We start from the raw sequence: 12723 nt of genomic DNA on the forward strand, positions 1-12723 counted from the left end.
TCCATGCTGACGCGAATCGACCACATCGGGATCGCCTGTTTCGACCTCGACGAGACAGTGAAGTTCTACCGCGACACCTACGGCTTCGAGGTGTTCCACTCCGAGGTCAACGAGGAGCAGGGCGTCCGGGAGGCCATGCTGAAGATCAACGACACCTCGGACGGCGGTGCTTCCTACCTCCAGCTGCTCGAACCGACCCGTGAGGACTCGGCCGTGGGCAAGTGGCTGGCGAAGAACGGGGAGGGCGTGCACCACATCGCCTTCGGGACCGCGGACGTCGACGCGGATGCCGCGGACATCCGCGGGAAGGGCGTCCGGGTGCTGTACGACGAGCCCAGGACGGGGTCGATGGGCTCCAGGATCACCTTCCTGCACCCCAAGGACTGCCATGGTGTGCTGACCGAACTTGTCACCTCGGCGAAGGAGCACTGACCCGACCCATACCCGGCCCGGTAGAGTGGGCGGTTCCGGGCCGGGGCCGGGTCGGGGCCGTGCCGCGTCCTCGCCGTTGATCTGTCACCATTCCCCGGGGGACCGTTCGCCGGTGAGCGGTACTCGCATGGAGAATGCGACCAGGGTTGGGGTCTCCCCTGCTCGAACGAAGTGCAGAGCTCGGGGAAGGATGGGACCGCGCAGTGCGGGGCTACGAGAGCCAGCAGAGCCACCGAGCTGAAGACGACCATCTCTCGCGGTTCGAAGCCGAGATGGACCGGCTGAAGACCGACCGGGAGAAGGCCGTCCAGCACGCCGAGGACCTCGGCTACCAGGTCGAGGTCTTGCGCGCCAAGCTGCACGAGGCGCGGCGCAATCTGGCGACCCGTCCCGCACACGACAGCGCGGACATCGGCTACCAGGCCGAACAGATGCTCCGTAACGCCCAGATCCAGGCCGATCAGCTGCGTACGGACGCCGAGCGCGAGCTGCGTGAAGCAAGGGCTCAGACGCAGCGGATCCTCCAGGAGCACGCGGAGCACCAGGCCCGCCTCCAGGCGGAGTTGCACGCCGAGGCGGTGCAGCGGCGCCAGCGGCTGGACCAGGAGCTGGCGGAGCGCCGGCAGACCGTCGAGTCCCACGTCAACGAGAACGTCGCCTGGGCCGAGCAGTTGCGCGCCAGGACCGAGGCCCAGGCCCGCCGCCTGCTGGACGAGTCGCGCGCCGAGGCCGAGCAGTCGCTCGCCGCCGCCCGCGCCGAGGCCGCCCGGCTGGCCGACGAGACCCGCAGGCGCCTCAACTCCGAGGCAGAGGCGGCCCGTGCGGAGGCCGAGGGGACGCTGCTACGGGCCCGCAGGGACGCCGAGCGGCTGCTGGAGGCGGCCTCCTCGCAGGCGCAGGAGGCGACCAGCCACGCCGAGCAGCTGCGCTCGGCAACCACCGCCGAGACGGACCAGACCAGGCAGCAGACCGCGGAGCTCAACCGCGCCGCCGAACAGCACATGCAGGAGGCCGAGACCCGGCTGCGCGAGGCGCGGCTGGAGGCCGAGAAGGTCCTCGCCGAGGCGAAGGAGGCCGCGGTCAAGCGGCTGGCCGGCGCCGAGTCGCAGAACGAGCAGCGCACCCGTACGGCCAAGTCGGAGATCGCCCGGCTGGTCGGCGAGGCCACGAAGCAGGCCGAGACCCTCAAGGAGGAGGCCGAGCAGGCGCTCGCCGACGCCCGGGCCGAGGCCGAGCGGGTGGTCTCCGAGGCCGCCGAGAAGGCCCGCACACTGGCCGCCGAGGACGCCGCGGCCCAGCTCGCGAAGGCGGCGCGCAGCGCCGAGGAGGTCCTGACCAAGGCCTCCGAGGACGCCAGGTCCACCACCCGGGCCGCCGGCGAGGAGGCGGACCGGATCCGCCGTGAGGCCGAGGCCGAGGCGGACCGGCTGCGCGGCGAGGCGGCCGAGCAGGCCGATCAGCTCAAGGGCGCGGCCAAGGACGACACCAAGGAGTACCGGGCCAAGACGGTCGAGCTCCAGGAGGAGGCCCGCCGTCTCCGGGGCGAGGCCGAGCAGCTGCGCTCCGAGGCCGTGGCCGAGGGCGAGCGGATCCGGGGCGAGGCACGCCGCGAGGCGGTCCAGCAGCTGGAGGAGGGCGCCCGTACCGCCGAGGAGCTGCTCACCAAGGCGAAGGCCGACGCGGAGGAGCTGCGGGGGTCCGCCAGCGCCGAGAGCGAGCGGGTGCGGGCCGAGGCGGCCGAGCGTGCCGCCACCCTGCGCAAGCAGGCCGAGGAGGCCCTGGAACGCAGCCGCGCCGAGGCGGAGAAGGTGCGCGCCGAGGCGGAGGAACAGGCGACCGCCCTGACCGCCGCGGCGGAGACGGCGGCCGAGGCCCTGCGCGAGGAGACCGAGCGCGGGATGGAGGCCCGCAGGGCCGAGGCGGCCGAGGAGCTCGCGCGGCTGCACGCCGAGGCCGAGTCCCGGGTCGCCGCCGCGGAGGAGGCGCTCGGCGAGGCGCGCGCGGAGGCGGAGCGCATCCGCCGCGAGACCGGCGAGGAGTCCGAGCGGCTCCGCGCGGAGGCCGCGGAGCGGCTGCGCGCGCTCCAGGAGCAGGCGACGACGGAGGCGGACCGGCTGCGGACCGAGGCCGCGGCGGACGCCGCGCAGTCCCGCGCCGAGGGCGAGGCCGTGGCCGTACGGCTGCGCACCGAGGCAGCCACCGAGGCGGAGCGGCTCAAGAACGAGGCGCAGGAGACCGCCGACCGGGTGCGCTCCGAGGCCGCCGCCGCGGCCGAGCGGGTCGGCGCGGAGGCGGCGGAGGCGCTGGCAGCCGCCCAGGAGGAGGCCAACCGGCGCCGCCGCGCGGCCGAGGAGGCGCTGGATTCCGCGCGCGCCGAGGCGGAGCAGGAGCGCGAGCGCGCCCGCGAGCAGAGCGAGGAGCTGCTCGCCTCCGCCCGTAAGCGGGTCGAGGAGGCACAGGCCGAGGCGCACCGCCTGGTCGAGGAGGCGGAGAGCCGGGCCTCCGAGCTGGTCTCGGCCGCCGAGCAGACCGCTCAGCAGGTGCGGGACTCCGTGGCCGGTCTGCAGGAGCAGGCCGAGGAGGAGATCACCGGGCTCCGTTCCGCGGCCGAACACGCGGCGGAGCGGACGAGGACCGAGGCGCAGGAGGAGGCGGACCGGGTCAGGTCCGACGCCTACGCGGAGCGCGAGCGGGCCACCGAGGACGCCAACCGTGTCCGTTCGGTCGCCCACGAGGAGGCCGAGGCGGCCAAGGCCCTGGCCGAGCGGACCGTCTCGGAGGCGATCGCCGAGTCGGAGAAGCTGCGCTCGGACACCTCGGAGTACAGCCAGCGGGTCCGTACGGAGGCCTCCGACGCCCTCGCGTCGGCGGAGCAGGACGCCTCGCGCGCCCGCGCCGAGGCACGCGAGGACGCCAACCGCATCCGTTCCGAAGCGGCGGCCCAGGCCGACCGGCTGATGGCGGAGGCGGCCGGCGAGAGCGAGCGGGTCCGCGCGGAGGCCACCGATCAGTCGGAGCGGTTCGTCCGCGAGGCGACCGACGAGGCGGAGCGGCTGCGCGCGGAGGCGGCGCAGACCGTCGGGTCCGCCCAGGAGCACGCCGCCCGCACCCGCGAGGAGGCCGAGCGGCTGCGCGCCGACGCCGAGGCCGCGGCGGAGCAGCTGCGAGCGGAGGCCCGCCAGGAGGCGGACCGGATGCTGGACGAGGCACGCGAGTCGGCGGCCAAGCGCCGTGCCGACGCCGCCGAGCAGGCCGACCAGCTCGTCGAGAAGGCCCAGGAAGAGGCGCTGCGCGCCGCCACCGAGGCCGAGGAGCAGGCCGACAGGATGGTCGGTGCCGCGCGCAACGAGGCGGTCCGGATCACCTCGGAGGCGACCGTCGAGGGCAACTCCCTGGTGGAGCGGGCCCGTGCGGACGCGGACGAACTGCTCGTCGGCGCCCGCCGGGACGCCACCGCCACCCGGGAACGGGCGGAGGAGCTCAGGGCCCGCGTCGAGAGCGAGGTCGAGGAACTGCACGAGCGCGCCCGGCGCGAGACATCGGAGCAGATGAAGACGGCGGGCGAGCGGGTCGACAAGCTGATGAAGGCGGCGACCGAACAGCGGGCGGAGGCGGAGGCCAAGGCCAAGGAGCTGCTGGCGGACGCCAATTCGGAGGCGAGCAAGGTCCGCATCGCCGCCGTGAAGCGCGCCGAGTCACTGCTCAAGGAGGCCGAGGCGAAGAAGGCCGAGCTGACCCGCACGGCCGAGAAGCTGCGCGCCGACGCCGAGGCCGAGGCGAAGCAGATGGTGGACGAGGGACGCCGGGAACTGGATCTGCTGGTGCGCAGGCGCGAGGACATCAATACGGAGATCTCCCGTGTCCAGGACGTGCTGGAGGCGTTGGAGTCTTTCGAGGCTCCGGGCGGGGCGGGCAAGGCGGCGGGCAGTGGCGCGGGGGGCGTCAAGGCGGGCGCCGCGGCGGGCACCCGGTCGGGTGGCAAGGCTTCGGACGGGTAGCCACGCACGCAATTCGCCATGAACATTCAAGCCCTGGGGTCGCAAGTGCTCCCAGGGTCAGCCACTCAAAAGGGGTGTCATTCTCCATACCAAAGCGGCATCTTCACGTTGACACGCCGCCCAGGCCCCTAGGATTCCCTCTAACACCTCACCGGTCTCATTCGACAGGAACCCCATGAGCGACCCTTCCTCCCCCTTCGGCTTCGAGCTCGTGCGACGTGGATACGACCGCGGTCAGGTGGACGACCGCATTACCAAACTCGTCGCCGACCGTGACAGTGCTCTCGCCCGTATCACCTCTCTGGAAAAGCGCATCGAGGAGCTCCACCTCGAGACGCAGAACGCCCAGGCCCAGGTCAACGACGCCGAGCCGTCGTACGCCGGGCTCGGCGCGCGCGTCGAGAAGATCCTCCGCCTCGCCGAGGAGGAGGCGAAGGACCTGCGTGAGGAGGCCCGCCGCGCGGCCGAGCAGCACCGCGAGCTGGCCGAGTCGGCCGCCCAGCAGGTGCGCAACGACGCGGAGACCTTCGCCGCGGAGCGCAAGGCGAAGGCCGAGGACGAGGGCGTCCGTATCGTCGAGAAGGCCAAGGGCGAGGCGAGCACGCTGCGCACCGACGCCCAGAAGGACGCCCAGCAGAAGCGCGAGGAGGCGGACGCCCTCTTCGAGGAGACCCGCGCCAAGGCCGCCCAGGCCGCCGCGGACTTCGAGACGAACCTCGCCAAGCGCCGCGAGCAGTCGGAGCGCGACCTCGCCTCCCGTCAGGCCAAGGCCGAGAAGCGTCTCGCGGAGATCGAGCACCGGGCGGAGCAGCTCCGCCTGGAGGCCGAGAAGCTCCGTACGGACGCCGAGCGCCGGGCGCGTCAGACGGTCGAGACGGCACAGCGTCAGGCCGAGGACATCGTGGCCGACGCGAACGCCAAGGCCGACCGGATCCGCAGCGAGTCGGAGCGCGAGCTGGCGGCGCTCACCAACCGCCGCGACTCGATCAACGCCCAGCTGACCAACGTCCGCGAGATGCTGGCCACCCTGACCGGTGCGGCCGTCGCCGCCGCCGGCTCCCCGGTGGAGGACGAGCCCGCGGGCCGCGGTGTCCCGGCTCAGCAGACCCGCTGAGACACGTACATCACCTGTACCCCTCGCACGCCCGGTTCCGCCCCTTGTGGTGGCGCCGGGCGTGCGGCCGTTCTAGCGTGAACGCATGATCGAGCTCGACGGTCTCACCAAACGCTTCGGCAACAAGCTTGCCGTCGACCGTCTCTCATGCCGGATCAAGCCGGGCATGGTGACGGGATTCCTCGGCCCGAACGGGGCGGGCAAGTCCACGACGATGCGGATGATGCTCGACCTCGACAACCCGACCAGCGGCACGGTGCGCATCGACGGCCGGCACTACCGCGAGCTCGACGAGCCGCTCAAGCACATCGGCGCACTGCTGGACGCCAAGTCGATGCACGGTGGGCGCAGCGCCTACAACAACCTGCTGTGCCTGGCCCAGAGCAACCGCATCCCGGCGAGCCGGGTCTCCCACGTGCTCGACACGGTCGGTCTGAGCGCGGTCGCGAAGAAGAAGTCCAAGGGCTTCTCCCTCGGCATGGGCCAGCGGCTGGGCATCGCGGCGGCTCTGCTCGGCGACCCCGAGATCCTCATGTTCGACGAACCCGTCAACGGTCTGGACCCGGAGGGGATCCACTGGATCCGGAATCTGATGAAGACCCTCGCCACGGAGGGCCGTACGATCTTCGTCTCCTCGCACCTGATGAGCGAGATGGCCCTGACCGCCGATCACCTGATCGTCATCGGACAGGGCAGGCTGCTCGCCGACACCTCGATGGCCGACTTCATCCACGAGAACTCACGCAGCTTCGTGCGGATGCGTTCCCCGGAGCAGGAGCGGCTGCGCGACCTGCTGTACGCGGAGGGCGTCGTCGCGGTCGAGTCGGGCAACGGCACCCTGGAGATCGACGGGGAGGCGCCGGAGCGGTTCGGTGAGCTCGCCGCCCGGCACGGGATCGTGCTGCACGAGCTCAGCTCCCAGCGCGCGTCCCTGGAGGAGGCCTTCATGCAGATGACCGCGGGCTCGGTGGAGTACCACGCGCACTCGGAGGCCGAGGCAGGACCGCCTCCGCCCGCGGGCCCGCGGTGGGGCGAGCAGTGGGACCGCCGGACCGGGTCCGCGAGCGGCGCCGGAGCGCCGGGGGCCACCGGTACTCCCGATGCCCCGGGGCAGGCAGGCCCCGGCGCCGGCGCTCCCGGCGAGACCGGTCCCGGCATCGGCGCGACCGACGACGGCACGAAGGGGGTGTGACGGCGATGGCTTCGGTACCCGCTGTCCTCACGTCCGAGTGGACCAAGATCCGTACGGTCTCCTCGACCACCTGGACCCTGATCTCCGCGTTCGCCGTCACCGTCGCGATGGGCGGGGCCCTCAGCGCCCTGCTGAAGAGTCAGTTCGACGACCTCTCCACCGCCGAGCAGGCCACCTTCGACCCGACGTTCGTGGGCTTCTCCGGGATGGTCCTGGGGCAGCTGGCGATGGTCGTCTTCGGCGTCCTGGTGGTGGGCACGGAGTACAGCTCCGGGATGATCCGCACCTCGCTCGCCGCCGTGCCGCAGCGCGGGCCGTTCCTCTTCAGCAAGATCGCCGTGGCGGGCGTCCTGGCCCTGCTGGTCGGCCTCGCCACCAGCTTCGTGACGTTCTTCCTCAGCCAGTCCCTGCTGGGCGAGCACCGCACGGACATCGGCGCGGACAACGTGCTGCGCGCGGTCTTCGGCGGCGGCCTCTACATGGGCCTGATCGCGATCTTCTCCATGGGCGTGGCGACGATGCTGCGCAGTTCCATGCTGTCGCTCGGCATCCTGATGCCGTTCTTCTTCCTCGTCTCGCAGATCCTCTCGGCGGTCCCCGGCGCCAAGCACGTGGCCCGGTACTTCCCCGACCAGGCCGGCTCCAAGATCATGCAGGTGGTGCCGGACGCCATGAACAGCGATCCGGCGCCGTACGGGCCGTGGGCCGGGCTCGGGATCATGGTTCTGTGGGTGGTGGCGGCGCTCGTCGGCGGCTACCTCGTGCTGAAGAAGCGCGACGCCTGAGCGGTCCGCCGTCGCGCGGCACCCGCCGGCGCTCCGCGTGACGGCTTGGCCGGAACCACCGGCGGCTGGTTATCCTCCTAACTCTTACGGGGGCGTGCGGCCGGCGGCCTGGGCCCCGACGACAGATAAGTCGATGGGGCTGGAGAATGATCGAGGCAGTCGGCCTGACCAAGCGCTACGGCGCGCAGACGGCCGTGCACAACCTTTCCTTCCAGGTGCGGCCCGGTGCGGTCACCGGGTTCCTCGGTCCCAACGGGTCGGGCAAGTCCACCACCATGCGCATGATGCTCGGCCTGGACCGGCCGACGTCCGGACACGTGACGATCGGCGGCCACGCCTTCCGCAGTCTTCCCAACGCGCCGCGCCAGGTGGGCGCCCTCCTCGACGCCAAGGCCGTGCACGGCGGGCGCAGCGCACGCAACCACCTGCTCTCGCTCGCGCAGCTGGCCGGCATCCCGGCGGCCCGGGTGGACGAGGTCCTCGGTGTCGTCGGGCTCCAGGACGTCGCGAAGAAGCGTTCCAAGGGCTTCTCCCTCGGCATGGGCCAGCGGCTCGGGATCGCGGCGGCCCTGCTCGGCGACCCGCAGGTGCTGCTCTTCGACGAGCCCGTCAACGGACTCGACCCGGAGGGCATCCTCTGGGTCCGCAACCTGATGAAGCAGCTGGCCTCCGAGGGGCGCACGGTCTTCGTCTCCAGCCACCTCATGAGCGAGATGGCGCTCACGGCCGACCATCTGATCGTGATCGGCCGCGGGCAGCTGCTTTCCGACATGAGCGTCACCGACTTCATCTCCGCCAACTCCGCCGACTTCGCCCGCGTACGCCTCCCGGCGGACCGGCCCGAGCTCCGGGAGAAGCTGACGGCCTCGCTGACGGAGGCGGGCGGCCGGGTCATGCCCGAACCGGACGGCGCCCTTCGGGTGACCGGCCTCGCCCTGCCCCGCATCAGCGATCTGGCGCACGAGTCGGACGTACGGCTGTGGGAGCTCTCGCCGCACCAGGCCTCCCTGGAAGAGGCGTACATGCGGATGACGCAGGGCGCCGTGGACTACCGCTCGACGGCGGACGCCAAGGCCGGCCTCCAGCTGCCGCCGCCCGGCTACGGGCAGCCCGGCTACGCGCAGCCGGGGGCCGAGGGCCACGGACAGCCCGGCTTCGCCCCGCCCGAGGTCCCGCAGCAGGGCTGGTACGCCCCGCCGCCGCCAGGACAGAACCCGTACGCCGCGCCGGCCCCGGAACCGGCCGAGCGCAAGACCAGCGAGGACTCCCGATGACGATGCCGGCGACTCCGCCGCCCGCGCAGGCTCCTCAGCCTCCGCAGCAGGCCCCTCAGCCCGCCTACCGGCAGCCGCAGGAGGGCTGGGGCGCTCCGGCCGGCCCGTACGCCTCACCGATCCCCGTGCGCACCCCCGGGCTGGGCGACGCCATCGCCTCCGAGTGGACGAAGATCCGCTCCGTGCGCTCCACGATGTGGACGCTCGGCGTGATGATCGTGCTGCTGATCGGCATCGGCCTGCTCACCGCCTTCGCGGTGAGCGTCTCGGACGCCGATCTGGACGAAACCCCCGTGCTGAGCCTCGGCTTCTTCGGCGTGCTGCTCGGCTCCATCTGCGTGATCACCCTCGGCGTGCTGACCATCGCCTCCGAGTACGGCACCGGGATGATCCGTACGACGCTGACGGCGTGCCCGAGCCGGGCCCGGATGCTGATCGCGAAGTCGGTGGTCTTCTTCCTGCTGGCGTTCACGATCACCACGGTGACCACCGGGGTCGTCGGGGTGCTTCAGACGGCGATCCTGGACGGTGCCACGCCCGGCGCCGGTTACTGGGTCCGCGCGACGGTGGGGGTCGGCCTCTACGTCGCGACGCTGGGGCTGCTCTCGCTCGCGCTCGGCGCCGTCATCCGGCACTCGGCGGGCGCCATCACGATCATGATCGCGGTGGTGCTGCTGCCCCTCGTCCTCGCGATGTTCATGTTCTCGCCGACGCTGGCCGACGTGCAGCAGGCTCTGTTCGAGTACTCCATCCCGAACCAGCTGGGCGCGATGTACGACGCCTCGGTGACCACGTCGGGGCCGACCGGCTGGGAACCGCTGTGGATCGTCCTCGGTGTCACCGCGGTGGCCCTGGCCGGCGCCTTCGTCTCGCTGGACCGGCGGGACGTCTGAGCCCCGGCCCTCAGTAGCGCGGAGCGTTCCTGGACCGCTGCACCCGTGTGGTGCGGCGGTCCTTCGCGTTCCAGCACGCCTTGTGCCAGTGCCTGCGGTCCTCGACCCCGCCGAACTCGGGCCAGGCCACGAGGTGCGGCACCCCGGAGGGGATCTCCTGGTCGCACCCGGGACAGCGGTAGCGCTTGCCCATGGCGCTCGCGCCGCTCACCGGGCGCACCGACCACTCCTCGCCCTGCCAGCTCTCCGTGGCCCCTCCCCCGCCGTACCGGACCGCCCCCTCTGGCGTGTTGCCGGCAGGACTGTCGCCGCCTCGGGGGCGGTTGCGGCGCGGGGACACGGAACACCTCACAGGGTGTGTACGGGCAGTTCGTTCCGTCCAGCGTAGAGGCATCGGCCGTTGAGCCGCGTCGGACGGGGCACGAGAGCACTGGTGAGGCGGGTGGGTTAGCGGAAAATCGCAACAACTTCTTCACGGACCGTGCCTTTGGCACGTGTCAGACGTTGTTGCCGGTGGGGGATGGCCGCGTCGGCCGCAAGGAGGCAATTGGCGATGCGCGTAGGAACGTTCGTACTGGCAGCCCAGTTTCCCGGTCAAGGGCAGGGCGAGGCCCTGCACCGGGCCGTCCGCTCCGCGGAGGTCGCGGAGGAGTCCGGGCTCGACTCCGTCTGGCTGGCCGAACATCATTTCGTACCGTACGGAGTGTGCCCGTCCGCGGTGACCCTGGCCGGGCTGCTGCTCGGCCGCACGCGCAGAATCCGCGTCGGCACGGCGGTGAGCGTCCTGCCGACCCAGCACCCCGTCACGCTCGGCGAGCAGGCGGCGCTCCTGCATCTGACCAGCGGCGGGCGCTTCACGCTCGGCGTGGGGCGTGGCGGCCCCTGGGTCGACCTGGAGGTGTTCGGAGGCGGGCTCGACGCGTACGAGAACGGCTTCCCCGAGTCCCTGGAGCTGCTGCTCGACTGGCTGGGCAAGCCCCGGGTGGCGGGCCGCGGGGAGCGTTACGGCTTCCGCGAGGTGGCCGTCGTGCCCCGGGCGGACGAGCTCCTCGGGGACGGTCCGCCGGGCCCCGAGGTGATCGTCGCGTGCACCTCCCCGAAAAGCGTGAAACTCGCCGCTGGAAAGGGTTTGCCCATGCTTCTCGGGATGCATTGCGGCGACGAGGAGAAGGCCGACATGGTGGCGCTCTGGCGTTCCGCCGCCCGGGAGGCCGGCCAGCCGGCCGAGGTCGTGGAGCGGGTAGCACATGTGTCCGCAGGGGTGGCTCAGATCGCGGACCGTCCCGCGGACGCCGTGGAGACGCTCGTGAAGGCCATGCCGGGGTGGCTGCGCCAAGGGCTCGACGCGCATGTGACGGTCGACGGCAGGCACCGGGTGATGCGCGACCCCGTCGCGTACACCGAGTTCCTCTGCGGTCTGCATCCGGTGGGTCCGCCGCGTTTCGCCGCCGACCGGCTCGCGGCCACCGCGGAGCGTACGGGCATCACCCGCTTCGCCCTCATGGTGGAGGGCTCGGGCGATCTCGCGGCGACGGAGGCGAATGTGCAGCGCCTGGGCACGGAAGTGCTGCCCATGCTGGAGTGAGGCGTTCACGCTGGTCGTCCTGGTGGTGCCACGGTGGTGCGAGAGCTGCCGCCCCGGAGCCAGTTGCACCTCCCGCGGCCCGGAGCGGCAGCAGAAGCGTTCAGCAGTCCCGGAGTTCGGGCGATTGGTTGAGCAACTGACCCCTCACCGAGGTGAATCGGGCCAGCCGCTCGTCGACCGACGCGTCCAGCGGGAACACCGCGACGCGGTGGCAGTTCTGGAATGCCAGGCGCACCCCGAAGTGCCGCTGGAGCGCACCGCGTATCGCATCACTGGCGAGCGCGCGCAGCAGCTGACCACGTGCCTGCTCGTCCGGCGGAGGCGTCTGGTTGTCGGCGAACTCTCCGCCGTCGACCTTCAGCTGGGCCACCAGGGAGCTGATCATCTCCCATGCGTAGGGCAGGGAGGTCCGGACGCAGTCGACGAAGTCGGCTTCGTCGACCTCGCCTCGCTCGGCCTGTTCCAACAGCGCCGGTGAGACGTCGAGCGACATGGGTTCTCCTCTCGCGACCCCGACGGGTGGCCGGGGCCTTACGGGCAGGGCAGGACGGCGACGCTGCGTACACAGACGGCGACCTCCTGCTTCCACGGTAAGGGCGCAGTCCGGGCCGCACCAGGAGATTGGGAACACAACCGGCCAATGACGAACGGTCGCAAAGAGGGGCAAGCCCGCGTGGCATACGTCAAGGGGTGTACGGGGTGCGTGGGGCGGGAATCGCGTGGACCCGTGGTCGTCGAGTAGCGTTGCGGACCATGCGTCTCGTCATCGCCCGTTGCTCCGTCGACTACGCGGGCCGGCTCACCGCCCACCTGCCCTCCGCTCCCCGTCTGATCCTGGTGAAGGCGGACGGCAGTGTCTCGATCCACGCCGACGACCGGGCGTACAAACCGCTCAACTGGATGTCCCCGCCGTGCACCCTGAAGCAGGGTGCCGACGACAGCGAGGGCATCTGGACCGTGGTCAACAAAGCGGGCGAGAAACTGATCATCACGATGGAAGAGATCCTCCACGACTCGTCCCATGAGCTGGGTGTGGACCCGGGCCTCATCAAGGACGGCGTCGAGGCGCACCTCCAGGAGCTGCTGGCCGACCGCATCGAGACGATCGGCGAGGGCTACACCCTGATCCGCCGTGAGTACCCGACCGCGATCGGCCCGGTCGACATCCTGTGCCGGGACGCGGACGGCGCGACGGTGGCCGTGGAGCTGAAGCGCCGGGGTGACATCGACGGCGTGGAGCAGCTGACCCGCTATCTGGAGCTGCTCAACCGCGACCCGCATCTGGCTCCGGTGCGGGGCGTGTTCGCCGCTCAGGAGATCAAGCCGCAGGCCCGGGTGCTGGCCACGGACCGCGGGATCGGCTGCCTGGTCCTGGACTACGACGCGATGCGCGGCATCGAGGACGACAAGCTGCGGCTGTTCTGATCCCGGGGCTGTCGCCCCTCGCCTG

General features: G+C 71.7%; 10 protein-coding genes and 1 pseudogene. 9 read left to right on the forward strand and 2 right to left on the reverse strand.

Features of this window, described 5'->3' with window-relative positions; translation table 11 throughout:
- The first annotated feature begins 3 nt into the window (after positions 1-3).
- The 7 genes and pseudogenes from mce to ACFY8O_RS01790 all read left to right on the forward strand — a co-directional run bounded on the left by mce (position 4) and on the right by ACFY8O_RS01790 (position 9688).
- Positions 4-432 (forward strand): methylmalonyl-CoA epimerase, encoded by a 429-nt coding sequence (gene mce / locus ACFY8O_RS01760; RefSeq protein ID WP_145803101.1) that lies wholly within the window; start codon positions 4-6, stop codon positions 430-432.
- 203 nt (positions 433-635) lie between these two features.
- Complete coding sequence (gene scy, locus ACFY8O_RS01765; RefSeq protein ID WP_387897842.1) at positions 636-4430, forward strand: polarized growth protein Scy; 3795 nt, start codon at positions 636-638, stop codon at positions 4428-4430.
- A gap of 175 nt (positions 4431-4605) precedes the next feature.
- Positions 4606-5544, forward strand: a complete 939-nt coding sequence (locus tag ACFY8O_RS01770) for a cellulose-binding protein (RefSeq protein WP_145803105.1) — start codon at positions 4606-4608, stop codon at positions 5542-5544.
- Between the two features lie 85 nt (positions 5545-5629).
- Entirely contained in the window at positions 5630-6736 is a 1107-nt protein-coding gene (locus ACFY8O_RS01775; RefSeq protein ID WP_387897847.1) for an ATP-binding cassette domain-containing protein, read from the forward strand.
- A gap of 5 nt (positions 6737-6741) precedes the next feature.
- Positions 6742-7521, forward strand: coding sequence for an ABC transporter permease subunit (locus ACFY8O_RS01780; protein WP_145803107.1), 780 nt, complete (start codon positions 6742-6744; stop codon positions 7519-7521).
- A gap of 146 nt (positions 7522-7667) precedes the next feature.
- Positions 7668-8792: pseudogene (locus ACFY8O_RS01785) on the forward strand (ABC transporter ATP-binding protein); the annotation flags it as partial.
- Positions 8792-9688, forward strand: a complete 897-nt coding sequence (locus tag ACFY8O_RS01790; protein WP_387897850.1) for an ABC transporter permease subunit — start codon at positions 8792-8794, stop codon at positions 9686-9688. The pseudogene ACFY8O_RS01785 and the gene ACFY8O_RS01790, both read left to right, overlap by 1 nt.
- 10 nt (positions 9689-9698) lie before the next feature.
- Here ACFY8O_RS01790 and ACFY8O_RS01795 read toward each other — a convergent pair whose 3' ends face one another.
- Positions 9699-10028, reverse strand: coding sequence for an ATP/GTP-binding protein (locus tag ACFY8O_RS01795; RefSeq protein ID WP_387897853.1), 330 nt, complete (start codon positions 10026-10028; stop codon positions 9699-9701).
- A gap of 213 nt (positions 10029-10241) precedes the next feature.
- On the opposite strand from ACFY8O_RS01795, the gene ACFY8O_RS01800 reads away from it, so the two are divergent.
- Positions 10242-11273, forward strand: coding sequence for an LLM class flavin-dependent oxidoreductase (locus tag ACFY8O_RS01800; RefSeq protein WP_387897856.1), 1032 nt, complete (start codon positions 10242-10244; stop codon positions 11271-11273).
- Positions 11274-11373: 100 nt separating this feature from the next.
- On the opposite strand, the gene ACFY8O_RS01805 is transcribed toward ACFY8O_RS01800, so the two are convergent.
- The gene (locus ACFY8O_RS01805; protein WP_030971516.1) at positions 11374-11766 is read right to left on the reverse strand and encodes an SCO5389 family protein; all 393 of its coding nucleotides are present in this window, start codon (positions 11764-11766) and stop codon (positions 11374-11376) included.
- A gap of 260 nt (positions 11767-12026) precedes the next feature.
- On the opposite strand from ACFY8O_RS01805, the gene nucS reads away from it, so the two are divergent.
- Positions 12027-12698, forward strand: a complete 672-nt coding sequence (gene nucS / locus ACFY8O_RS01810) for an endonuclease NucS (protein ID WP_387897858.1) — start codon at positions 12027-12029, stop codon at positions 12696-12698.
- Positions 12699-12723 lie beyond the last annotated feature (25 nt).

The sequence above is a fragment of the Streptomyces argenteolus genome (assembly GCF_042902585.1).
GTDB classification, from domain to species: domain Bacteria; phylum Actinomycetota; class Actinomycetes; order Streptomycetales; family Streptomycetaceae; genus Streptomyces; species Streptomyces argenteolus.